This is a genomic window from Helicobacter cholecystus, assembly GCF_003364215.1.
Taxonomy (GTDB): domain Bacteria; phylum Campylobacterota; class Campylobacteria; order Campylobacterales; family Helicobacteraceae; genus Helicobacter_G; species Helicobacter_G cholecystus.
Map to the genome: position 1 here is coordinate 17,326 of NZ_NXLU01000001.1, position 20,658 is coordinate 37,983.

The 20,658-nt window shown below is 35.9% G+C and carries 29 protein-coding genes, 5 tRNA genes and 1 riboswitch; of the genes, 3 read left to right on the forward strand and 31 right to left on the reverse strand.

Annotation, left to right across the window (positions count from 1 at the left end; translation table 11 throughout):
* Positions 1 to 8: 8 nt before the first annotated feature.
* From rpsE to rpsJ, 19 genes are read right to left on the reverse strand one after another with little or no spacing between them, the layout of a single operon-like run.
* A complete protein-coding gene (gene rpsE / locus CQA62_RS00100) occupies positions 9 to 449 on the reverse strand; it encodes a 30S ribosomal protein S5 (RefSeq protein WP_104723458.1) in 441 nt (146 codons plus the stop codon).
* 13 nt (positions 450 to 462) lie between these two features.
* Positions 463 to 819 carry a 50S ribosomal protein L18 gene (gene rplR, locus CQA62_RS00105; RefSeq protein ID WP_104723461.1) on the reverse strand — a complete coding sequence of 119 codons (357 nt, stop codon included), beginning with the start codon at positions 817 to 819 and terminating at the stop codon, positions 463 to 465.
* A gap of 10 nt (positions 820 to 829) precedes the next feature.
* Entirely contained in the window at positions 830 to 1,366 is a 537-nt protein-coding gene (gene rplF / locus CQA62_RS00110) for a 50S ribosomal protein L6 (RefSeq protein WP_104723464.1), read from the reverse strand.
* Between the two features lie 12 nt (positions 1,367 to 1,378).
* Entirely contained in the window at positions 1,379 to 1,774 is a 396-nt protein-coding gene (gene rpsH / locus CQA62_RS00115) for a 30S ribosomal protein S8 (protein ID WP_104723467.1), read from the reverse strand.
* A 9-nt stretch (positions 1,775 to 1,783) separates the two neighbouring features.
* On the reverse strand, positions 1,784 to 1,969 hold the full coding sequence (locus tag CQA62_RS00120; protein ID WP_104723470.1) for a type Z 30S ribosomal protein S14: 186 nt from the start codon (positions 1,967 to 1,969) through the stop codon (positions 1,784 to 1,786).
* Between the two features lies 1 nt (position 1,970).
* Positions 1,971 to 2,516 (reverse strand): 50S ribosomal protein L5, encoded by a 546-nt coding sequence (gene rplE / locus CQA62_RS00125; RefSeq protein WP_104723473.1) that lies wholly within the window; start codon positions 2,514 to 2,516, stop codon positions 1,971 to 1,973.
* On the reverse strand, positions 2,517 to 2,744 hold the full coding sequence (gene rplX, locus CQA62_RS00130) for a 50S ribosomal protein L24 (RefSeq protein WP_232006756.1): 228 nt from the start codon (positions 2,742 to 2,744) through the stop codon (positions 2,517 to 2,519).
* Complete coding sequence (gene rplN, locus CQA62_RS00135; protein ID WP_066340756.1) at positions 2,745 to 3,113, reverse strand: 50S ribosomal protein L14; 369 nt, start codon at positions 3,111 to 3,113, stop codon at positions 2,745 to 2,747. It lies immediately after the preceding gene.
* Positions 3,114 to 3,115: 2 nt separating this feature from the next.
* Entirely contained in the window at positions 3,116 to 3,376 is a 261-nt protein-coding gene (rpsQ, locus tag CQA62_RS00140; RefSeq protein ID WP_104723476.1) for a 30S ribosomal protein S17, read from the reverse strand.
* A 3-nt stretch (positions 3,377 to 3,379) separates the two neighbouring features.
* A complete protein-coding gene (gene rpmC / locus CQA62_RS00145) occupies positions 3,380 to 3,568 on the reverse strand; it encodes a 50S ribosomal protein L29 (RefSeq protein ID WP_104723479.1) in 189 nt (62 codons plus the stop codon).
* Positions 3,555 to 3,980 (reverse strand): 50S ribosomal protein L16, encoded by a 426-nt coding sequence (gene rplP, locus CQA62_RS00150; RefSeq protein ID WP_104723482.1) that lies wholly within the window; start codon positions 3,978 to 3,980, stop codon positions 3,555 to 3,557. The genes rpmC and rplP overlap by 14 nt, the downstream gene beginning before the upstream one ends.
* Before the next feature lie 3 nt (positions 3,981 to 3,983).
* The gene (rpsC, locus tag CQA62_RS00155; protein ID WP_104723485.1) at positions 3,984 to 4,685 is read right to left on the reverse strand and encodes a 30S ribosomal protein S3; all 702 of its coding nucleotides are present in this window, start codon (positions 4,683 to 4,685) and stop codon (positions 3,984 to 3,986) included.
* Positions 4,686 to 5,039: a 50S ribosomal protein L22 gene (rplV, locus tag CQA62_RS00160; protein WP_104723488.1), complete on the reverse strand. Its 354-nt coding sequence runs from the start codon at positions 5,037 to 5,039 to the stop codon at positions 4,686 to 4,688.
* 9 nt (positions 5,040 to 5,048) lie between these two features.
* Complete coding sequence (rpsS, locus tag CQA62_RS00165) at positions 5,049 to 5,330, reverse strand: 30S ribosomal protein S19 (RefSeq protein WP_104723490.1); 282 nt, start codon at positions 5,328 to 5,330, stop codon at positions 5,049 to 5,051.
* 9 nt (positions 5,331 to 5,339) lie between these two features.
* Entirely contained in the window at positions 5,340 to 6,167 is an 828-nt protein-coding gene (gene rplB / locus CQA62_RS00170; protein WP_104723492.1) for a 50S ribosomal protein L2, read from the reverse strand.
* Positions 6,168 to 6,178: 11 nt separating this feature from the next.
* Positions 6,179 to 6,460, reverse strand: a complete 282-nt coding sequence (locus CQA62_RS00175; RefSeq protein ID WP_104723494.1) for a 50S ribosomal protein L23 — start codon at positions 6,458 to 6,460, stop codon at positions 6,179 to 6,181.
* Between the two features lie 4 nt (positions 6,461 to 6,464).
* Positions 6,465 to 7,076 (reverse strand): 50S ribosomal protein L4, encoded by a 612-nt coding sequence (gene rplD / locus CQA62_RS00180; protein WP_104723496.1) that lies wholly within the window; start codon positions 7,074 to 7,076, stop codon positions 6,465 to 6,467.
* Between the two features lie 4 nt (positions 7,077 to 7,080).
* Positions 7,081 to 7,659: a 50S ribosomal protein L3 gene (gene rplC / locus CQA62_RS00185; RefSeq protein WP_104723498.1), complete on the reverse strand. Its 579-nt coding sequence runs from the start codon at positions 7,657 to 7,659 to the stop codon at positions 7,081 to 7,083.
* 16 nt (positions 7,660 to 7,675) lie between these two features.
* Positions 7,676 to 7,990 carry a 30S ribosomal protein S10 gene (gene rpsJ / locus CQA62_RS00190; RefSeq protein ID WP_104723502.1) on the reverse strand — a complete coding sequence of 105 codons (315 nt, stop codon included), beginning with the start codon at positions 7,988 to 7,990 and terminating at the stop codon, positions 7,676 to 7,678.
* Positions 7,991 to 8,177: 187 nt separating this feature from the next.
* On the opposite strand from rpsJ, the gene CQA62_RS00195 reads away from it, so the two are divergent.
* Together CQA62_RS00195 and CQA62_RS00200 are read left to right on the forward strand one after the other, a co-directional pair.
* The gene (locus CQA62_RS00195) at positions 8,178 to 9,215 is read left to right on the forward strand and encodes an ATP-binding protein (RefSeq protein ID WP_104723505.1); all 1,038 of its coding nucleotides are present in this window, start codon (positions 8,178 to 8,180) and stop codon (positions 9,213 to 9,215) included.
* Positions 9,212 to 9,787 (forward strand): ribonuclease HII, encoded by a 576-nt coding sequence (locus CQA62_RS00200; RefSeq protein ID WP_104723507.1) that lies wholly within the window; start codon positions 9,212 to 9,214, stop codon positions 9,785 to 9,787. Before CQA62_RS00195 ends, CQA62_RS00200 begins: the two co-directional genes overlap by 4 nt.
* A gap of 1,078 nt (positions 9,788 to 10,865) precedes the next feature.
* Here CQA62_RS00200 and CQA62_RS00210 read toward each other — a convergent pair.
* The 6 genes from CQA62_RS00210 to CQA62_RS00230 form a co-directional block, all read right to left on the reverse strand.
* Positions 10,866 to 11,405, reverse strand: coding sequence for a PepSY-associated TM helix domain-containing protein (locus tag CQA62_RS00210; protein WP_104723511.1), 540 nt, complete (start codon positions 11,403 to 11,405; stop codon positions 10,866 to 10,868).
* A gap of 100 nt (positions 11,406 to 11,505) precedes the next feature.
* Positions 11,506 to 11,581: transfer RNA gene (locus CQA62_RS06855), tRNA-Glu, on the reverse strand.
* A gap of 25 nt (positions 11,582 to 11,606) precedes the next feature.
* A tRNA-Asp gene (locus CQA62_RS00215) sits at positions 11,607 to 11,683 on the reverse strand.
* Positions 11,684 to 11,701: 18 nt separating this feature from the next.
* Positions 11,702 to 11,777 (reverse strand) — tRNA-Val (locus CQA62_RS00220).
* A 37-nt stretch (positions 11,778 to 11,814) separates the two neighbouring features.
* Positions 11,815 to 11,889 (reverse strand) — tRNA-Glu (locus CQA62_RS00225).
* A 22-nt stretch (positions 11,890 to 11,911) separates the two neighbouring features.
* Positions 11,912 to 11,987 (reverse strand) — tRNA-Lys (locus CQA62_RS00230).
* A 242-nt stretch (positions 11,988 to 12,229) separates the two neighbouring features.
* On the opposite strand from CQA62_RS00230, the gene CQA62_RS00235 reads away from it, so the two are divergent.
* Positions 12,230 to 13,921: a hydrogenase small subunit gene (locus CQA62_RS00235; RefSeq protein ID WP_104723514.1), complete on the forward strand. Its 1,692-nt coding sequence runs from the start codon at positions 12,230 to 12,232 to the stop codon at positions 13,919 to 13,921.
* Here the strand turns inward: CQA62_RS00235 and CQA62_RS00240 are convergent.
* From CQA62_RS00240 to tupB, 6 genes are all read right to left on the reverse strand, one after another.
* Positions 13,918 to 14,973: a 7-cyano-7-deazaguanine synthase gene (locus tag CQA62_RS00240; RefSeq protein ID WP_104723517.1), complete on the reverse strand. Its 1,056-nt coding sequence runs from the start codon at positions 14,971 to 14,973 to the stop codon at positions 13,918 to 13,920. The two genes, CQA62_RS00235 and CQA62_RS00240, sit on opposite strands and share 4 nt — an antisense overlap.
* On the reverse strand, positions 14,974 to 16,605 hold the full coding sequence (gene dnaG / locus CQA62_RS00245; protein WP_104723519.1) for a DNA primase: 1,632 nt from the start codon (positions 16,603 to 16,605) through the stop codon (positions 14,974 to 14,976). It lies immediately after the preceding gene.
* A 9-nt stretch (positions 16,606 to 16,614) separates the two neighbouring features.
* Positions 16,615 to 17,991: a TonB-dependent receptor domain-containing protein gene (locus CQA62_RS00250; protein WP_104723522.1), complete on the reverse strand. Its 1,377-nt coding sequence runs from the start codon at positions 17,989 to 17,991 to the stop codon at positions 16,615 to 16,617.
* Between the two features lie 30 nt (positions 17,992 to 18,021).
* Positions 18,022 to 18,780 carry a TonB-dependent receptor plug domain-containing protein gene (locus tag CQA62_RS00255; RefSeq protein WP_104723526.1) on the reverse strand — a complete coding sequence of 253 codons (759 nt, stop codon included), beginning with the start codon at positions 18,778 to 18,780 and terminating at the stop codon, positions 18,022 to 18,024.
* A gap of 45 nt (positions 18,781 to 18,825) precedes the next feature.
* A riboswitch (TPP riboswitch) is annotated at positions 18,826 to 18,929 on the reverse strand.
* A 36-nt stretch (positions 18,930 to 18,965) separates the two neighbouring features.
* A complete protein-coding gene (locus tag CQA62_RS00260; RefSeq protein ID WP_104723529.1) occupies positions 18,966 to 19,952 on the reverse strand; it encodes an ABC transporter ATP-binding protein in 987 nt (328 codons plus the stop codon).
* Positions 19,949 to 20,641, reverse strand: a complete 693-nt coding sequence (gene tupB, locus CQA62_RS00265) for a tungstate ABC transporter permease TupB (RefSeq protein ID WP_104723533.1) — start codon at positions 20,639 to 20,641, stop codon at positions 19,949 to 19,951. Before tupB ends, CQA62_RS00260 begins: the two co-directional genes overlap by 4 nt.
* Positions 20,642 to 20,658 lie beyond the last annotated feature (17 nt).

Below are 20,658 nucleotides of genomic sequence, written 5' to 3' on the forward strand. Positions count from 1 at the left end.
CCTACTCCTTAAGCTTTAATTTTTGCTAGAGCATCAATTGTAGCTCTTACAACATTATAAGGATTGTTTGATCCCAAAGACTTTGTCAAAATATCTTTGATTCCTGCAAGTTCAATAACAGGTCTTGCACTACCACCAGCAATTACCCCTGTTCCCTCACTAGCAGGTTTTAACAAAATTTTGCTTGCATTATATTTGTGTTCAATGTCATGAGCGATTGTAGTTCCTTTGATATTGACTTCAATGATATTTTTAAATGCATCATCAATTGCTTTTTTAATTGCATCAGGAACTTCCTTGGCTTTTCCAAGTCCAAATCCTACAAGTCCATTCTTATTTCCTACAACAACAAGAGCGTTAAAGCGGAATCTTCTACCACCTTTTACAACCTTTGTAACACGTCCAATATTTACAACAACTTCACTAAATTCTTCTCTATTGATTTCCATACACCTATCCTTATTATAGCATAATGCCATTTTCACGTAATGCATCAGCAAAGCTTGCGACAACACCGTGATAAATGTATCCATTACGATCAAAAATAACTTCAGAGATTCCTGCTTTTTTAAGATTTTGTGCAAACTGCTTTGCCACCTCTTTTGCATTCTCCTTGTTGTTTCCAAGCCCAAGTTTCTTTCCATCAATACTTGCAAGAGTTATACCTTTTTGATCATCAATCGCTTGTGCATAAAGATAACGATTAGATCTAAAAATGCTCACTCTTGGTTTAGAAGCAATACCAAAGATATTTCCTCTTACTCTAAGCTTTCTTTTTGCTCTAAGTTTTTTCTTTTGCTCTAATACTTTATTTGTCATTTTTCACCCCTTACTTCTTAGCAGTTTTTCCAGCTTTTCTGATGATGACTTCATCGCTGTATTTAATTCCCTTACCTTTGTAAGGCTCTGGTGGTCTAAACTCTCTAATTTCAGCAGCAATTTGCCCAATTTGTTGCTTATCAGCACCCTTAATTGTAATTGTATTTTTATCCACAGTGATTTCAATACCCTCAGGAATATCATATTTTACAGGGTGAGAGAATCCTAAAGCAAGTTCAAGAACTTTTCCAGAAACACCTGCTTTATAACCTACTCCATTAATCTCAAGTGTTTTGCTAAACCCTTGGCTAAGACCTATGACAATATTGTTTGCCAAAGCTCTATAAGTTCCCCAAAATGCTCTTGATTGAGGCTCATCATTAATAGGTTTAAAGCTAAGCTGTTGTTCAGAACACTCAATCATTACTCTATTGTGTGTTTCTAACTCTTTAACAAGCTTAGAATTTTTAAAGACAATTTTGCTCCCCTCAACGCTTACCTTAAGCTCTGAAGGAATGCTAATTGGTCGCTTTCCAACTCTTGACATTTCTTTCTCCTCTTACCAAATACTACAAAGTGCTTCGCCACCAACATTGGCTTTATAAGCATCTTCATTTGCAATTACACCCCTAGAAGTGCTCACAACGATTGTTCCATAACCATTTTTGAATCGCTTAAGTTCATTTCTACTCTTATACACTCTTCTTCCTGGCTTGCTGATTCGCTTCACTTCACTGATTACACTATAACCTCTTTCATCATAAGCCAATTGAACGCTAATGGATTGTTTTCCATCTTTATCATTAATCTTATAATCTTTGATGAAGCCTTTATTTTTAAATACTTCAAGAATTGAGACAACAATCTTTGCATAATAAAGTGTCGTATACTCTAATCTTCTCATTGAAGCATTTCTAATTCTTGTTAGAGAATCTGCAATAATATCATTTACCATAATTTCTCCTTACCAACTTGCCTTACGAAGCCCAGGAATTAGACCTTCGTTACCCATTTTTCTGAGACATACTCTACATAAACCAAAATCCCTATAAACAGAGTGTGGTCTTCCACAAACTTGACATCTTGTATATGCTCTTGAACTAAATTTTGTTTTTCTGCTAGCTTTAGCAATCATTGATTTTTTTGCCATCTTATTTTCCTTTTGCAAAAGGCATACCAAGAAGTTCTAACAACTTGAATGCTTCTTTATCACTATTTGTTGATGTTACAAGTGTGATATTCATTCCATGAGTAACCATAATGTCATCATAAACAACCTCAGGGAACATCAACTGCTCATTTAAACCAAAACTATAATTTCCACGTCCATCAAAACCATTTCGAGAAACACCTCTAAAGTCTTTCACTCTTGGTAATGAGATCACAATGAGTTTTTCAAGGAAGTTATACATCATATTGCCACGCAATGTAACTTTTACACCCATTGGCATTCCTTCCCTCATCTTAAATCCAGCAACAGATTTCTTAGCCTTGGTAATGACAGCTTTTTGACCAGCAATAATAGAAATTGTATCTGCAATATTTTGCATAATCTTCATATCTTTTGCATACTCACCTGCACCTACACTGATAACAATTTTCTCAAGTTTAGGAGTAAGCATAGGATTTTTGATATCTAATTCTTGAACTAACTTTTGTTTAATTTCATTTTGATAAACACTTTTTAATCCAAACATTTATTGCTCCTTCTTTACATTAGAAATACTCATTGGAGCTTCTTTATTGATAAATCCACCTTTTGGATTCTCTTCAGTTGGTTTAATTGCTTTTTTAACCATTTTGCAACCCTCAACCACAACCTGAGCAGTTTTTGGATATACAAAAAGCACTTTACCTATCTTTCCTTTATCATCACCAGCGATTACTTTTACAGTATCACCTCTTTTAATCTTAAATTTTATCACTTACAATACCTCCGGAGCTAACGATACAATCTTCATAAAATTTGCATATCGCACTTCTCTACTTACAGGACCAAAAATTCTCGTTCCAATTGGCTCTCTTTTTGCATCTAAGATTACTGCTGCATTATCATCAAATCGTACTAGAGATCCATCTTCTCTTTGAATTTCTTTCTTGGTTCTTACAACAACTGCTTTGACAACCTGCCCTTTTTTGACCTTTCCATTAGGAATAGCTTTTTTAACAGATGCCACGATTACATCACCAACTGTTGCATATCTTCTATGGCTTCCACCCAAAACCTTGATACACATAATCTCTTTTGCACCACTATTGTCTGCAACATTTAATCGTGTAAAACTTTGAATCATACTTAAACTCCTACCGATACAATATTTTGCAAGTTAAATGTTTTTGTCTTAGAGATTGGTTTGCACTCAATCGCACTAATTACATCACCTACCTTAACACTATTACTTTCATCGTGAATTGTGTACTTCTTGAATCTCTTAACGATTTTTCTGTACTTAGGGTGAACAACTTTTCGCTCAACCAAAATCACAACACTTTTATCTCCAGCCTTGCTAACAACTTTTCCTTGAATGACTCTTTTGTGTGGCTCTTTCTTGATCATCTCTTAGTCCTTTTTTGCATTAATCGCTGTATTGATTCTTGCGATGTCTTTTCTCACACTTCTAATCTCACTAGGATTAGTCAATTGCATTGTTTTAAGTTTGAGTTTAAGCTCAAACAACGCCGTTTTTTTCTCTTTAAGAAGCCCTTCTAGCTCCTTTATCCCTTTTTCTCTCAACTCAGTAAATTTCATTTTCACTCTCACTAGTAACAATTTTAGTTTTGAAAGGCAATTTGCTTTGCGCGAGTGCTAAAGCATCTCTAGCTGTTGCCTCATCGATTCCAATCATTTCATAGATAATTCTTCCAGGCTTAATATTCATTACCCACTTATCTACTGCACCTTTACCTTTACCCATTCTTGTCTCAAGAGGTTTAGCGGTCAGAGGCTTGTCAGGAAAAACACGAATCCAAACCTTACCTGCTCTCTTGATATGTCTTGTCATCGCAATTCTAGCTGCTTCAATTTGTCTAGAATCAATTCTTCCATGCTCAACAGCCTTAATTCCAATGTTTCCAAATGCTAAAGATGCACCTCTAAAAGATTTTCCTCTATTGCGCCCTTTTTGCTGTTTTCTGTATTTTGTTCTTTTTGGCATCAACATCGCTTATTGTCTCCCTCTTCTTGATTTTGAGCGATCTTCTTTGCTACTCTCTTCACGCTTCTCAGTTTGGATTCCCTTATGGAGAACCTCACCTTTGAAGATCCATACCTTTACACCAATGATTCCATAGGTTGTCATCGCCTCGGCAAAACCATAATCAATTTTTGCCCTGAGTGTATGAAGTGGAACTCTCCCCTCCATATACCACTCAGTCCTTGCCATTTCAGCACCAGCAAGTCTTCCAGAAACCTTAACTTTAATTCCCTTTGCACCTGATTTCATTGCTGATTGCATCACTTTCTTCATTGCACGTCTAAATGCAACCCTTCTTTCAAGTTGTGTTGCAACACTTTCGGCTGCGAGTTGAGCATCTGCTTGAGGACGTTTAACTTCTTTGATATTAATCGCAACATCTTTTTGAACAATTTTTTTCAAAGACTCTTTGACTTTCTCAATATCTGCACCTTTCTTACCAATAATAAGTCCTGGGCGTGCAGCCACAACAGTTACCCTAAGTTTCTTTGCTGCTTTCTCAATAATAATTTCACTGATTCCTGCATAATAAAGTTCTTTTTTAAGAAATTTTCTAATCTTATGATCTTCTAAAATATTATTTGGAGTCACAGCAGAACCAGGAAACCATCTAGAAGTCCAATTTCTATTAATACCTAGTCTTAAACCTATTGGATTAACTTTTTGTCCCATTTATTTGCCCTCTTTCTTAGTTTTTTTCTTATCTGCTGACTGTAATGCAACCTCTACTAAAATATGTGAAGTTGGTTTTCTAATTGGTGTTGCCCTACCTCGTGCTCTTGGCATAAAACGTCTTAGCACTGGACCTGCATCAACACGGCAAGATTTCACAACCACTGATTGTGGTTCATACCCCCCATTTGCAACTGCTGAAGCAATAACTTTTGAAATCACCCTTGCTGCCTTATTGGGTGTAAATTCAAGTGAAGCAATCGCAAGTTCCGCATTCATTCCTTGCACTTCTCTTGCTACCAATCGAGCTTTTGTAGGAGAGAGTCTGATGTATCTTAATAATGCTTTACTCATTGTTGCTCCTTACTTACCGATTTTCTTTTGGACACTACCTTTGTGTCCTTTAAATGTTCTTGTAGGGGCGAACTCACCAAGTTTATAGCCTACATGATTTTCTGTAACATACACAGGCACAAAAGCACGACCATTATGAACATTGAAAGTTAATCCAATCATATCAGGCAAAATCATACTTCTGCGTGACCAAGTCTTAATAGGTTTACTGTCCTTTGTTTCTTTTGCTCTAAGCACTTTTTTCAACAAGCTCTCATCGATAAAAGGACCTTTTTTTACTGATCTAGCCATTTTCTTTCCTTATTTTTTTCTTCTTGAGATAATCAATCGATCACTTGCTTTTTTGCGTCGTGTCTTGTAACCCTTAGCAGGTGTTCCCCATGGAGATACAGGATGCCCACTTGAACCTGTTTTACCTTCACCTCCACCATGTGGGTGATCTACTGGGTTCATTGCACTACCTCTAGTTTGAGGTCTAATCCCTCTATGTCTATTGCGTCCAGCTTTACCGATAGAGATGTTGATAAAGTCTTCATTTCCAACTACACCAATTGTTGCCATACATTCTTCTAAAATGTATCTCATTTCACCACTTGGCATTCTAAGAGTAGTGTATTTTCCTTCTCTACCCATAATTTGTGCACTTGCTCCAGCACTTCTGGCAAGTTGTCCTCCTGCACCTGGATGCATTTCAATATTATGAACAACTGTTCCTACGGGAATACTCTTGAGCTTCATTGCAAAACCAACTTTAATATCAAGGCCACTCTCAGCGGCAATGACACTATCACCAATATTAAGCCCACTGGGACGAATAATATATCTCTTCTCACCATCAGGATAGACAACTAAGGCAATTCTACAGTTTCTGTATGGATCATACTCAATTGCTGCTACCTTTCCTTCAATATTGAATTTATTTCTTTTAAAATCAATGATTCTATAAAGCTTCTTAGCTCCACCTTCTTTATGTCGACTTGTAATTCTTCCATTGTTGTTTCTACCTGCACTTACAGGAAGTTTCACAAGAAGAGATCGAACACTTGGCTTTGCTGTAATATCTTTTGAGCTAAGGTTTGACATAAATCGCCTAGAAGGCGTATAGGGTTTATAAGTTTTAATAGCCATTTAACTCTCCTTTACACTGCCAATGAATCGATTTTTGCGCCCTCAGGCAATTTTACATAGAACTTCTTATAAGATGCTCTCTTGCCCTCGCGACCTTTAAATCTTTTCACTTTTCCACTTTGTTTCAAAGAATTTATTCTTATAGGAGTAAATCCAAAATACTCTTTGAATACTTGCTTGAGTTGATTTTTACTCACTTTTGAAGAAGTTTGCACAACCAACACACCACTCTCTTGAAGTGCCAAAGACTTCTCTGTGTATAAAATTGATTTGATATCTGTAATATCTGCCATAACCTTAACCCTCTTTCACAATTTCATCAAAAACTGCTTTTTCAATCACAACAGATCTAAATGCAGCCACAAGATAAGCATTAAGCTCATTAGAATCTGCAAGATAGCAATTTTTTAAATTTCTATAAGCCAAGAATGTAGGTTCATCGCTCATTTGAGCAACAAAAAGTGTGCTTCTTTCATTGAGACTTTTAAATACATTAAATGCATCTTTTGTTTTTCCGCTTGATATGGCAACAGAATCTACAACATAAAGTTTCCCCATTTCAGCCTTTTGCTTAAGAGCAAACTCAAGTGCAAGTCTCTTTTGTTTTTTATTGACTTTGAGATCATAATTTTTATTATTGCTTGGTCCATGAGATACCCCTCCACCTACAAATACTGGAGAAGTAATACTTCCTGCTCTCGCACGACCGCCACCTTTTTGTGCCCAAGGCTTCTTGCCTCCCCCACTCACCTGTCCTCTTGTTTTTGCATTTGCACTATTTGCACGCAAAGAAGCAAGATAGGACTTAACATAAAGATAAAGATTATGCTCTTTAATGTCTTTATATCTTTCAGGCAACGCAACTTCACTGGTTTGTTTCATTTTAGAATCTAAAACTAATGCTTTCATTACCTTATCCTACAACTTTAATTTTTCCATATGCATTGTTAAAACCTGCAACGGAACCCTTAAGAACTAAAATTCCATTCTCTTTATCAAAAGAGATGATTTCATTTTTTGCACTTACTTGCTCATTTCCATAGTGTCCAGCCATTTTTTTACCTGGTTGAACTCTCCCTGGCCACTCACGATTACCAATTGATCCTAATCTTCTGTGAAATCGGCTTCCATGTGCTGCAGGTCCACCTTGGAAATTCCATCGCTTCATCGCACCACTAAATCCACGACCTTTAGTTTTAAAAGTCGTTTTTACTACCTTGCTCTGTGCTAAAACACTTGTATCCAAATCACCCACTTCTTGATTTGCAACAATCAAAGTTGCAAACTTATTAAACTCTTTAGCAAGGCTGTATTTTTTTTGTTGTCCCTCAATGGCCTTATTAAAATCCTTACCTTGAGAGTAAGCAACCAAAGCCTTGCCATCTTCACGCAAAGCACATACTTTTGCATCTAAAACTTTCAGAAGTGTTACAGCAGTGCTTGAAGACCCTATTGTTCTACTCATGCCAATTTTTTGAACGATAAATTCCATAATCACTACCTCTTACTTAATTTTTACCCATAGATACGACTTCTACATCGACCTCTGGTGCCAAATCCAGGCTCATCAAACTATCCACAGTATCAGGAGTTGCAGACATGATGTCAATGATTCTGCTGTGAATTCTAATCTCAAACTGCTCTCTTGAATCTTTATTAATATGTGGAGATCTAAGAACTGTATATCTTCTTTTCTTAGTTGGCAAAGGAATTGGACCCTTGATCTCCGAACCTGTTCTCTTCACTGCTTCTACGATAGATACAACTGATCTATCAAGCACTCTATGATCGTAAGCCTTAAGCTTTAATCTAATTTTTTCCATTATTTTTCCTCACTTAAAAGAACTCATCAATTCCCATTGATGTATTTTTTGGAAGTCGTGATTATATGAAAATCCATTTTAGAAGTCAATACAATCTCTAAAAAACGACATTCTCTAAAAAAATTGTTTCCTTTTAAAAAGGAAATTCTACATATAATTCAAATTAAAATTTAAAAGAAGGATTTTGATGCACATTTTCTCACAGTTTTTTAATGAAAAAACTTACAACATTCTCCCTAGAGAGCTTTGTATTTCTTCCAATAAAATTGTTATTTACGGGCCTCCAAAAAGTGGAAAAACTTCTTTAGCACTGGATTACATAAACTCATTAGAGATTTCTAGCAAAAAAATTGCCTACCTTGATTGTCAAGATCCAAGAGTGAGGATAGAAGAAGCTAAAAGCGAACTTCTTAAACTCTATTTAGAAAAAAAGATTGAGGCTCTTATTTTAGAATCCTATCCCCCATCCTTTGCTTTGCCCAATCTCCCTATCATTTTACTCACCTCAAACTCTCCAATTTCTCTCCCTACCTTTTCTCTTCTTAAAACTCGTAATCTCAGCTTTGCAGAATATATAAGCTTTGATAGGAAAAATTCCTCAACCCAAACTCTACTTAAAAATTTCATCAAGGATGGAAATCTTCCTCAAATTCACTTCTTGAATGATTATCAAAAAATTAAAACAAAACAAGATAATTTGAAAATTGCTCTTGAGGAAAACTATCCTCTCTTTTGTAAACTCTCCTCTTTCTCTGCTTCTAAGCTCACCGCTCATCAATTCTACTCACTCCTTAAAAAAGAGCAAAAAATCTCAAAAGATCGTCTCTATAAGTTTTGGGAGAGATTAGAGAGTGAGGGTATTTTGATCAATATCCCCCATATTCAAGAAAGTAAAAATAAAAAAATTTACTTCTATGATTTCACTCTGCCCAAAGCCCTGAATTCACAAAGCACAATTTTGCAAATCTTAGAAAATATGTTTATACTTGAGCTTTTAATCTTTTTGGAAAAAAGGGGTGATACCCTAGCTTATGATGATCAAAATTTCTTTATTACCCAAAAAAATGGAGTATTTCTTTTTGCCCCCTTTGCACATCAAGACTTTATTATTCAAAAACTCAAAAAATCTCCTTATTCACAAGTTAAAATCATCACGCTTGAAAAAGACTGGGAGATGGATGGGGTTTATGATTTTATGGAGTTTAGCTTAGGAGAAATTGAATGATTTGTGGAATTGATGAGGCTGGAAGAGGTTGTGTGGGAGGAAGCCTTTTTGTCTGTGGGGTAGCATACCCCAATGAGTTTATCCCTTCACTCTCTCACCTAAAAATTAAAGACAGCAAAAAGCTCTCTTCTCAAGTAAGAGAACAAATTGCTCAAGAACTTCTCTCAAACCCTAAATTCATTTATCATCTGGTCAAAAAAGAGGCTCAAGATATTGATAAGAGAGGACTAAGTGCATGCTTAAGGGAGGGGCTAGAAGAGATTATGCATACCCTCTCTCAAAGATACCCAATCAAAAAGTTTGTTTATGATGGTAATTCCACCTTCAAAGCTCAACCCCCACTTTTTATCCCTCTTAAAACATTGATTAAAGGGGATATTCTGATGCATCAAATCTCTTGCGCTTCCATTTTGGCTAAATATGCCAAAGATAAAGAATGCCAAGAAATTCATACCCTATACCCAGAATATGAATTTCTCTCTCATAGTGGATATTGCACGCCAAAACACAAGGAACTCATCAAAACTTTAGGTTATTTGCCCTTTCACAGAAGAAATTACAAACTTACTTAATATAAGTAAGCCCAAGAGAGAAAAGGGTAAAACTATCTCTTGTCATTGCTTTTCCTTGGTTTTATTTTGATATTCCAATGCTTGACACCCCACAAATAGCACTTAAAATTTTAATGATCTTGGTGAAAAGAGAATGAAGCTTAATGTGTATGTTTCTTTGCATTGACCTCTATTCCTTCACTCTTTAAATTTTTAAGCTTATTTCAAAAAGCCAAAAAAGAAAGTTTTGTAAGGCAAGATTTATAGAGAAAAAAGATTTGAAAAAGATGGGGCTTAATTTTAAAAATAGCTTTGTTTCATCCAAAAAATAGGGAAAAGATTTATTATAAGGATTCTTTCCTTTCTATGTTTTGCTCCACCAAGTAGGGGTAAACTCAAACCATTTATGCTCCCCAGTATACACAAGCTTTCCACACTCAAATCACTGAAAATACACGCTTTCAACCCCTTCTTCTTGGAAAAGTTTAGTTTTCATAACTAAAAATTAAGAAAAGGCTTTTGATCATTTTAAGGTATGCATAAAGTTAAGTCGGGTTAGAGAAGATCCAAGTTTTGTATGCAAATGCAGAAGATAAAATCTTTTCTTAATAAGATCATATATCATTTGGCAGAGAGTTTTATGAGGAGGAGTTAAAAGAGGTATCATAAAAGGGGTTCTAAAAGTCCTTGTTTCATTAAAATAATGCACTTTTTGCCAATTTTACAAAAACTTGCATTTTCTTGCTTTCCACTGTCTACTTCTTCCCCTACTTTTTGTTCCTCTCTTTTTTAGTCTTTGGGGACAATATGGCAATTTCTGCACCTTGCCTCATGCATCTCTTTGGCTCCTATTTGTATGACATTATTATTATAGGGTTCTCCTTTTATAAGTCCTATTCAAGATTGAGCAAGAAAATTTCATTATATAAACACAGTAAAAATTTTATTAAATATTAAGGACTTAAATAAAAACTTAAGTCATGAAGAAAAATGCTATCTATTTTAAAAAGGTGTAAAACCTTCTTTTAAGAAATAATTCCTTAAAGTAGGCAATACCTTTTTAAATTTTGTGCTCAAGATATTTTAAGAGATATGCTTGTTAAATGACACTTAAGTACCCCAATATAATTGTTATTAAAAATCCAATTCCCACTGTTATCCACGCTTTAGTCTTAATTTTGTTAAGGTTTGCAATAATTAATCCAGAAATATATAGTGCAACTAGAGCAAAAGCAAAACCAAAAGCAAGAACATTAAAATACCATTTAATTTTTCCTTTATGTAAAAGCATAATTAGACCAATGAAGCTTCTTTGTGTTACAGTCACACGCATACCTTTTTCTTCTGCCTGAACAACAACATTATATGCTGCACTTCCATACATTACACCCCCACCCTTTGCCTTTTGAGGCTCAAAGTTTGAGGGAAGAGCAATATTATTACTTTGCAACAAAATTTTAAGCTCTTGGACAACCCTATTTCTATCAAATTCTCCAGGAAGATGGAGGACTTGTTTTTTTGCACCTGTATCCTGATTAAATCCACATACAAGCATAATTCCTGTTACTGCATACATTAATGCTAAAGGTAAAAAGAATAGACTTACATAAATATGAATTTGTCTAAAAGTCTTTCCCATAAAAGTTCCTTAAAAAAAATTATGCCCCATTAAAGGAGCATAAAAAAATTTTAAAAGCAAAATATAAATTTTGTATAAAATAAAGAAGTTTCATTCAATCTGGCGACCCCTAGAAGATTTGAACTTCTGTAACTGCCTAGAAAGGGCAGTATCCTTGGCCACTAGATGAAGGGGTCATCGTCAATACTTTACTTTGGGTAATGGCGGAGCGGACGGGGCTCGAACCCGCGACCCCCTGCGTGACAGGCAGGTATTCTAACCAACTGAACTACCGCTCCAAGACGAAAGAATCAAAGTGGTGGTCGCTACAAGACTCGAACTTGTGACATCTACCTTGTAAGGGTAGCGCTCTACCAACTGAGCTAAGCGACCTAATATCTTTGATATAAATGAGAAAAAGAAGTTAAAGTGGTGACCCCTAGGGGACTCGAACCCCTGTAGCCACCGTGAAAGGGTGGTATCCTAACCGCTAGATGAAGGGGCCACTGCGTTTAACTATCAAATAATGGTGACCCGTGTTGGATTCGAACCAACGGCCCACTCCTTAAAAGGGAGTTGCTCTACCGACTGAGCTAACGGGTCATTCTTCTAAGCCCTTTTTTATGGCTGGTTAAAAATAGAAAGTGTGATTATATTTGCTTCTATAAAAAAAGTCAAGGGCAAAATGCTATTTTTTTGTTTTTTTTTATTTTTTAGACAATTTTGTCCCTTTTGGTTACATTTTTATAAAAAACTCTATATTTTTTGTTTAAAAAAACTATCAAAGCTTAAAACTTCAATTATTATTCTAAAACAGGGTTTATCTTATTTTTAGAGGAAGCAAAATGGAATTCGTACAAAAGCTTAACAAACGCTTAGAAAATCTTTCTCCTTATTTTTTAAGAGATTTTAGCAATCAAGAAAAAGAATGGGTAAAAAATGCAATCACACTTTTAGGATTGCCCAAGGAGCATCTTGATACCTATTATGAGATTCTTACACATTCAAACTACAGGGTAATTTGGTTACATATGGAAGAATGTTCTGGATGCAGTGAGAGTCTTTTAATGAACTCAGACTTTGGATTTGAGCGCTTTGTCATTGATTTTATGCAAATTCAATATCACGATATGCTTATGGCAAATAGTGGCTATCAAACTAAACAAACCCTTAAAGAAAGTATTACAAACCATCCTTATATTCTTATTGTAGAGGGCAGTATTTCTGAAGAGGGGGATATGTATCTCACTCTTGGGGCAGAAGCACACAGTGGTGCAAAAGAGTGCAGAGAATTGGCACAGGGGGCTGAATTTGTAATTGCCGTAGGCTCTTGCTCTTCTTTTGGTGGAATCCAAGTTGCCCATCCCAATCCTTCCAAAGCTAAACCACTGAATGAAATCATTCAAAGACAAACAATTAATATTGCAGGATGCCCTCCCAGTGATACCAATATCTGTGCAACCTTGCTTTATCTTGCCCTTATGGGTGAGTCTCCTAAACTTGATGATTATTCACGTCCTATTTGGTCCCATGGAAAAACAGTGCATGATTTATGTGAGAGAAAAGGAGCTTTTGGTGCTGGGGAATTTGTGCAAGAATTTGGTGATGAAGGATCAAAACTTGGCTATTGCCTATACAAGGTAGGATGTCGTGGACCTTATGTATACAACAACTGCGGAAAAGTAAAGTTCAACTCAAAACTCAGTTGGCCAATCCAAGCAGGACATGGATGCATTGGATGCAGTGAACCAAATTTCTGGGATAATATGGGGAAATTTGAAGAACCTATGGGCAATAATATCCCTAAGCTCGCTCCTAGTGATAAATATAATCCAAAATTAGCAAAATTTTTTACTGCCCAATCATTCCAAAATGAGAGTGCGCTTCCCGAATTCTGTGATCAAAAAAGAATTAATCATGCACTCTTAATCTCACTTTGGTTTGATAAACCAAGCAAATTTATCTCCTATAAAGAGGGCAAGTGCCAAGAGGTTGATGCCCTTGCATTTGAATGTAATCCCAAAATCCTTTTTGAAACTCTCAAAACTAAGACAAAGATTGGAGGAAAACTTGCAGATAACTATCTTAAGGCATTCCCTACAAAAGAAGCTTTTATCAACTCTTTGAGTGCAGATTCTAAAATCAGCTCAAATCTCACTGATCTTTTTGGAGCAATTTGTATGCTCATTGGAGAAGATAGACAATATGCAAACAAAGAACTTCCCCAACTTGCAGAGCAATTCATTCATAGCTATGCAAGTAAATATGCAATGAAATTTAAAGCTGATGCAGAGGGCAAATATAATGTAGATTTCTCAAAATTTATTAATCCTCTCTTTTCTTATGCAGTGGGTGGGCTTGATATTTATGGACTATGCTATGGTGTCATTGATAGCTATGCTGAAAGTTTTGGAGATATTGCAAATGGATTTGAAAATATCATTCTTTGCGGAGATGTATTTGCCCAAAAAGAAAAGAGTCTCTTTGTTAGGAAACTCTTAGAATATGGGCGAGGAAAAACATTTTATCTTGCCTAATTGAGAAATAAAAACTTCTGAGCCTCATTTCTAGGAAGAGGCTCTAAAGTATAACTCTTCTCTCCAATACTCACTTCATATTCTTGATTCATTTCACTCTTTCCATAACCCAAGGCAATACGTCCTGCAAGAAGTTTATCCTCATATGATGCACTCTTTTCAACAAGTGCAATAGGGCCCTTACAGTTTTGTAAAATAATTAAGTCCATTTTAGGATTGGGTTTATGAAGCTTGATATTCTCTTCTTCATTTCTTGCAATCACGCATCTTGCTCCACTTGGAAGAACCATATATCGGCCAACTTTAACAAGCTCAATATCTTCAAAGACCATTCCCCGATGAGTGTTGAGGTCTTTAATTTTCTCTGCCACACTTGTATCTGTAAGCAAACATCCTCCACCTGGTTTTTCATAGTATTTCCAACCATAATGTTTAATCATTTCTAATTGGCGATTTCTTCCTCTTCCTTGCACATCAAGAAGCTTATTTCTATCTACCCACCCTACGCGCTCAGGATAAGTTTCTTCTAAAAGTTTTGCACTCATGGGACGTAAAATTAACTCATCTAAACTTTTAGGCTTTGCAATCCCATCGCCATAAGGATCGATTAGGTGGGCAAAACGGGTATCCTCTCCTAACTTTCTAACCAAACTTCTTACTTGATCAAGCGCCTCTTTTCTTTGACTTTTAGGCCTTTGCCCCACAACCTCACCGCTAATGACAAAATCAGCCTCAAGCTCTAAAAGAAGTAAGAAAGCATTTTTAAACATATTGGCATGGCAATCAATGCAGGGGTTAAAATATTTTCCATAGCCATATTTTGGTGTAAAAAGCACATCATCAAAAAACTGCTTTCTGATATCTACGCTCTTAAACTCAACACCAATTTGTTTTGTTGCATTATGAAAATACTCACTTTTATTTTTATTACTTCCAAATCCAATATTAAAATTGAGTGCAATCACCTCAATCCCTTGCTCTTTAAGCAATTGCATACTGATAAGACTATCACATCCTCCACTAAAGAGAGCAAGAGCTTTTCTTTTTTTCATCTATAACTCCTTTTTAATTTGTTGAATTTTTTGTTGAAGTTGTGTAATTGCTTTGAGCTTTGTATCATAATCTAGCTCATTTGAGGAAATAATTTTTTGTATTTTATTCTCATTTTCTTTGCAAACTTTAAGTAAGACTTGTTTTTTAAATTCTTCTTCATGTGCAACTCTAGCATTGGCGGAAGAAAGGAGTGCTTGAAGCCTACTATCTTCTTTCCGATTAGCCAAAAGCGCTTCATACTCACTTTTACATTCTAAAAAATGATCTTTTTCTAGATATTCAATCGCCCACTCTAACAACTCCTCTTTCTCATACATTGTAGTGATGATCATCACCTCAAGGGGATTGTTGTAAATAGAAATTTGGGATTGAACTTGCAAGACTTTGGACTTTTTAACCCTAATAAATTCTGGAGGGACTTTAAAGATAGCAGAAAATGAGGCAAAATAGGTTCTTTGAACTATTGCTGAGAGAGTTGAGAAAAACTCTCTCCCCTCCTTAAGTGCTTTCTCTTTTTGGAATACATCATTTAAATCATAAGAATAGGCAATCTGCTCTAAAGCAAATCTCACAAAGGGGATAGGTGAGGCAAAGAGGACTTTTAACTCTTCAATTCTCCCTTGAGTGACCATATCTGCAGGATCAGCTCCATTGGGAAATATTACCACTCCTCCCTCTTTGCCCTCACTTGCCAAAAGTTTTGAAGCTTTTGTAGCTGAATTTATTCCAGCCTTATCTCCATCATAACCTACAATAATCTTTGGTTCTCCGCGGTTAAGCAATGGGAGATGCTCAGGTGTAAGAGCTGTTCCAAGAGTGGCTACTGCATTCTTAATTCCTGCTTGATGGAGTGCAATGACATCAATATATCCCTCTGTGATAATGATTTCTTTTTTACTAAAAATACTCTCTTTTGCAAGATGATAAGCATAAAGCAACTTGCTTTTATTAAAAACCTTACTTTGAGGGGAATTAAGATATTTTGCTAACTTGCTATCACTTTGAATCACTCTCCCTCCAAATCCTACAACCTTACCATTTGCAGAATGGATAGGGAAAATCACCCTCTCAGAAAATCTTGCATACACCCTACTCTCATTTTCCCCCAATACCCCTAACTCTATCGCCTCTTTTCTAGCATTAAGAGAATCTGCAAAGTTGATACTTAAAAATCCTGCTCCGCAATAGCCCAATTTAAATTGAGCAATGCTCTGTGAAGTAATACCTCTTTCTTTAAAATAGGAGAGATGGGTAGGGGAGGAAGCAAGAGAGTTAGCATAAAAGGTTGCAAAGCTTTCTAAAAGAGAACTCTCCTTTTTAATATTCTCTCCCCTATCTTTAGTATAAGTGAGAGTAAAACCACTCAAGGCTGCAACTTTCTCTACACTCTCTGCAAAACTCAGCTTCTCATACTCCATCACAAAAGAAAATGCATCCCCACCCACCCCACAACCAAAACAATGATATGTCCCTCTTGAGGGGCTTACCATAAAACTAGGAGTCTTCTCTCCATGAAAAGGACAACAAGCAGAATAATTAATCCCTGAGCGTTTCAGTGGGATATAGCTTGAAATGATCGAAACAATATCAAGTGAGTTTTTTAATGATTCAATGCTTTCTTTAGTAATCATAAAAGAATTTTAGCAGGAATAAAAGGTATCTACACTAAGCCAAAACTCTCTCTTTGTATTTTTAATACTTAGTACCCCCACTTTTGCACCAACATTAAAAGGATTCCCTGCCGTATAAGCCCTACCCTCTCCATCCCATAGAACACTTGTGGCATAACGAGAATTTGTAAGATTTTGAGCAAAAAATGTGATTTCATAGTGCTTGAAAAGTTTATATATCAAGCTTATATCCCAAAGCACATAAGGTTTTTGGACTAATTCACTCTCACGATTAAAATCATCAAGATAATACATACTTGAAAAACTCAAAAGATTACTGAATGTGAGGCGATGATTGGAATTAGAAAAAAGCAAAAAATCTAGCCCTGTATTAAAACTTGCTCTAGGAGAAAACCTCGTACGAAGCCCTCTTACATCATAAATGCTAGGATTGCCGCCAATGATTAATACCCCTTTGTTTTTCTCATCATCTCCAAAATATGAATACCCCACATTAGCATTTAAAAATGTAGAAAGAAAAGAATTTTCATAAGAGAGCTCTATATCCACTCCAAAAGCATAAGCTTTTCCGATATTAGCAATACTTTTATTATATCCCTCCCCTACATAAGCTTGAGTATTTTCACGAATCATGGCATAAAGAGAAGAATCAAACTTTAAACTTTGAAGTAAAAACCTAGAATGATTCCCAAACTCTAATGTATAGATTTGCTCTTGCTTATAGGGAAGTGTGTCTGTATCTGTAAAAGGGAATTTACTAAATCCTGCAGGTTTAGTGGAGTTTGCAAAGGTAAAAAAGAGCTGATGCTCAGAGTTAAAAGAGTACATCACACTTACTCTAGGATTAAGGAAATGAAAAGAAATTGAGTTTTTATAAGCAGGCATTAGCGGTGACATCGGAGGAAGAGGAACATCAATCCCTGTGTTGTAAAATTGATATCGCAATCCCAAATTAAATCCCCATTGTTTATAGGGAATATAAACATCTGAGAAAAAAGCTATTGCGTGAGTTTGCTCAATGGCCCTCCAATTACCATTGTAATACAATGGTGGAAGTCCAGGAAAAGCATTTCCCGTAGGAACATTATCCATTCCATTGTCAAGCAAAAGATACTTATAATACATCCCCAAAAGACTTTCAATTCCTTGAGGATAGTTTATATGAACCTTAAGCTCTTGGACAAACTCAGTCGTATCATAATAATTTCCATCCTTACTCACATCTTGAACAAAAATTCCTGGATAACTATTACCCAAGGTATCTGTTTTTTGAAAAGCACTGATAGAGCTTAGAGTACTCTCTGTGAAAAAATATTCCATTTTTACACTTGCATTATGGGCTTGGAGTGTATTAAAGGGAGACTTATTGAAAATTTTGTTTTGCACTCCATTTTGATATTCCTCATATCCACTGATTTATTCAAAACTCTCAAGAGAGAGCGAATCAAACTGTGACTTAGAGAGAAAAAAATCTTTGTGAGTATAGACATAATGATGGTTATACTGCAATGAAAGCAAAAACTGCTCTATAGGCATATAATACACTCCCACTCCCACCAAAGCGCTCTCTCCAGAATTGAGCATTTTTCCACTTTGAGGATCTTTAATAAATCCATTATCCCTAATGTATCGCCCATTGACTTTAAACCATAATTTAGAAGGAAGAAGATTCCACCCAATGCTTGTTTGAACATCCTCGTGTAAAAATGAAGCACTCAAAGAGAGATTTGCATAATTGCCTTTTAAAGGACTTTTTGTTGTAATTTCAAGCAAACCCAAAGATGCATTCTCTCCATAAAATAATCCTTCAGCACCCTTAATAAGCCTTACATTCTCCACATCACCTAGAGTTTGAATCATAAAGTTCGGGCTTTGAGGCACACCATCAATATACAATCCTAAAACATAAGAGTAATAATCTGCTCCGCTTACACCCCTAAGAGTAATCATAGGAAATGTATCGCTCCCTTGAGCATAGATTTTGAGATTAGGGAAAAAGGAAGAAAAAGAAGAGGTTGAGGAAATTAAACTTTTATAAATCTGCTCTTCTTTAAGGATTGAAGAACTTTGAGAAGCTTCTGCTTGAGTGCGATACTCTGGAGTTCCTATCTTGACCTCATCTAAATTTTCTCCATAAACTATAAAACAGAGTGCTAATAATAAAAATTTACTCATAACCTGTCCTTTAAAATAAAGTGACAAGCAAAGGGTTTATTGGGGTAAATGAAGTTTTAGTATTCCCGACGCTGGCATTACCCAGATCCGGTTCGGTCTAAGTTCACAACTTACTCTCAGCCTATTTATAGACTCCCGTCACTTGCAAGTCAAGATTGTAGCAGAAAAATTGAAATTTAGGATTTTTAATTGACTCCTAAGATTCCCTCTATATCAAAGCCTATGCGAATCTTTTGAAAGATTTTAAACTCTGAGGCTCTATGAAGGGGGATGAGTTTTTTTACAATCTCATCCCCAATTTTTAGCTCCAACAAAAGCTCTTTACCCTCTTTGGGTTCAAGTCTTATGCCAATAATATCAGCTTCAAAACTTTTGCCCTCTTTGGGTTCAAGCAGAAGATGGTCTTGGGTAATGATGATCCCCTCTCTTCTGTCTAAATGTTTAGAATTTGGAAGCAAAAGTACTTCACCATTACCAAATTCATAGAATTTCTCCCCATTATATGTCTCACTCCAATTATGTGAGAAGAGATTGGCATCATTTTGAGTAATCAATGAACCAAAATGAAGTTTAAGACGACGATTAGAATTTGCATCTAACCATTTTTTATCATGAGAGATTGTAATTACACAGGTATTAAAATGAGTATGTGCCCATTTTATAGCATTAGAAAATGCCTTTGTCCCTGCACTATCCAAGCTATTTGTAGGCTCATCTAAAAGCAAAACCTTTGGCTCCAATAAAAGTCTTTGTGCTAATCCTACTCTTTGTCTCTCTCCACTACTGAGCTCATAATGCTCTCTTTGCAAAAACTTCTTAGGGTCAAGTCCCACAAGCTCCATAACTTCGTAAATCTTATTGCTTGATGGAGTTTTTTTGCGGATTTTAAACATATATTCTAGATTGGCTTTGACAGAACGTGAAAGCAGATAAACTTCTGGGAGTAAAATTGCAATTTCCTCACTTGAGCTAAGCTTTTCTCCGCGATAAAGTATCTCACCCTCACTAGGAATTTCAAGAAAAGATAAAAGTCGCAATAAAGTGCTTTTCCCACTTCCATTCTTCCCACTAATTCCAATAATTTCCCCCTCGTGAATTTCTAGATTTTTAAAATCCAACACCACCTTTTGATGATAACGTTGGACAATATTGCTCAATTTATAGAGAATCATCGCTGCTTTCTCCTTAAAAATGAAAGGGCAAGATTAATACAAAGTGCAATCACCACAAGCACAATTCCTAGGGCAATTGCTAGGGCAAACTCTCCTTTATTGGTTTCAAGCGAGATGGCGGTAGTGATTGTGCGTGTATGCCATTTAATATTTCCTCCAATCATCATAGCAATTCCAATTTCACTCACAATCCTTGCATATGCCGTAATCACCACGCTCAGTAAAGAATGTCTAAGCTCCCAGAGCGTGGTGGTAATCATTTGGACTTTTTTTAATGCAAATGAGCGCAAGGTTAAAGAGAGGCGGTTGTCCATATTTTCCACAACAGAGGAGGAAAGAGAGATGATGATAGGAAGAGCTAAAAGAGTTTGACCAATGATCACTCCCTCATTACTAAAAAGCAATCCATACTTCCCTAAGGGCCCTTGAGAACTAATAAAGGCATAAACAACAAGTCCTACAACTACTGTAGGAAAAGCTAAGAGTGTATCACAAATAAGCTTAATTGTTTGCTTCCCCCAAAAATCAAAATACCCCAAAATAAATCCTGCAGGAAGTCCAATAAGTGTACCCATCATGATTGAAATACTGGTAGTGAGAATTGTGTTATAAATTGCATTAAGCGTCTCTCCATCAAGATGGTAGAGAAGTAAAAATGCTTCATAAAAACCATTGAGTATAAAATCCATGCCTACTTCTTAAATAA

Excerpts from the sequence above, each read along its gene's own strand:
- CQA62_RS00240 (WP_104723517.1), bottom strand. The coding sequence starts at position 14,973 with ATGAAAAAAAGAAAAGCTCTTGCTCTCTTTAGTGGAGGATGTGATAGT.
- rpsH (WP_104723467.1), bottom strand. The coding sequence starts at position 1,774 with ATGGTAAATGATATTATTGCAGATTCTCTAACAAGAATTAGAAATGCT.
- rpsE (WP_104723458.1), bottom strand. The coding sequence starts at position 449 with ATGGAAATCAATAGAGAAGAATTTAGTGAAGTTGTTGTAAATATTGGA.
- rplF (WP_104723464.1), bottom strand. The coding sequence starts at position 1,366 with ATGTCAAGAGTTGGAAAGCGACCAATTAGCATTCCTTCAGAGCTTAAG.
- rplC (WP_104723498.1), bottom strand. The coding sequence starts at position 7,659 with ATGGAATTTATCGTTCAAAAAATTGGCATGAGTAGAACAATAGGGTCT.
- CQA62_RS00255 (WP_104723526.1), bottom strand. The coding sequence starts at position 18,780 with ATGAGTAAATTTTTATTATTAGCACTCTGTTTTATAGTTTATGGAGAA.
- rpmC (WP_104723479.1), bottom strand. The coding sequence starts at position 3,568 with ATGAAATTTACTGAGTTGAGAGAAAAAGGGATAAAGGAGCTAGAAGGG.
- rplR (WP_104723461.1), bottom strand. The coding sequence starts at position 819 with ATGACAAATAAAGTATTAGAGCAAAAGAAAAAACTTAGAGCAAAAAGA.
- rpsQ (WP_104723476.1), bottom strand. The coding sequence starts at position 3,376 with ATGATCAAGAAAGAGCCACACAAAAGAGTCATTCAAGGAAAAGTTGTT.
- rplE (WP_104723473.1), bottom strand. The coding sequence starts at position 2,516 with ATGTTTGGATTAAAAAGTGTTTATCAAAATGAAATTAAACAAAAGTTA.
- CQA62_RS00120 (WP_104723470.1), bottom strand. The coding sequence starts at position 1,969 with ATGGCAAAAAAATCAATGATTGCTAAAGCTAGCAGAAAAACAAAATTT.
- CQA62_RS00260 (WP_104723529.1), bottom strand. The coding sequence starts at position 19,952 with ATGATTCTCTATAAATTGAGCAATATTGTCCAACGTTATCATCAAAAG.
- rplB (WP_104723492.1), bottom strand. The coding sequence starts at position 6,167 with ATGGCTATTAAAACTTATAAACCCTATACGCCTTCTAGGCGATTTATG.
- rplD (WP_104723496.1), bottom strand. The coding sequence starts at position 7,076 with ATGAAAGCATTAGTTTTAGATTCTAAAATGAAACAAACCAGTGAAGTT.
- rplP (WP_104723482.1), bottom strand. The coding sequence starts at position 3,980 with ATGTTGATGCCAAAAAGAACAAAATACAGAAAACAGCAAAAAGGGCGC.
- CQA62_RS00200 (WP_104723507.1), top strand. The coding sequence starts at position 9,212 with ATGATTTGTGGAATTGATGAGGCTGGAAGAGGTTGTGTGGGAGGAAGC.
- CQA62_RS00235 (WP_104723514.1), top strand. The coding sequence starts at position 12,230 with ATGGAATTCGTACAAAAGCTTAACAAACGCTTAGAAAATCTTTCTCCT.
- rpsJ (WP_104723502.1), bottom strand. The coding sequence starts at position 7,990 with ATGGAAAAAATTAGATTAAAGCTTAAGGCTTACGATCATAGAGTGCTT.
- dnaG (WP_104723519.1), bottom strand. The coding sequence starts at position 16,605 with ATGATTACTAAAGAAAGCATTGAATCATTAAAAAACTCACTTGATATT.
- rplN (WP_066340756.1), bottom strand. The coding sequence starts at position 3,113 with ATGATTCAAAGTTTTACACGATTAAATGTTGCAGACAATAGTGGTGCA.
- CQA62_RS00195 (WP_104723505.1), top strand. The coding sequence starts at position 8,178 with ATGCACATTTTCTCACAGTTTTTTAATGAAAAAACTTACAACATTCTC.
- rpsS (WP_104723490.1), bottom strand. The coding sequence starts at position 5,330 with ATGGCTAGATCAGTAAAAAAAGGTCCTTTTATCGATGAGAGCTTGTTG.
- rplV (WP_104723488.1), bottom strand. The coding sequence starts at position 5,039 with ATGAGTAAAGCATTATTAAGATACATCAGACTCTCTCCTACAAAAGCT.
- tupB (WP_104723533.1), bottom strand. The coding sequence starts at position 20,641 with ATGGATTTTATACTCAATGGTTTTTATGAAGCATTTTTACTTCTCTAC.
- rpsC (WP_104723485.1), bottom strand. The coding sequence starts at position 4,685 with ATGGGACAAAAAGTTAATCCAATAGGTTTAAGACTAGGTATTAATAGA.
- CQA62_RS00210 (WP_104723511.1), bottom strand. The coding sequence starts at position 11,405 with ATGGGAAAGACTTTTAGACAAATTCATATTTATGTAAGTCTATTCTTT.
- CQA62_RS00175 (WP_104723494.1), bottom strand. The coding sequence starts at position 6,460 with ATGGCAGATATTACAGATATCAAATCAATTTTATACACAGAGAAGTCT.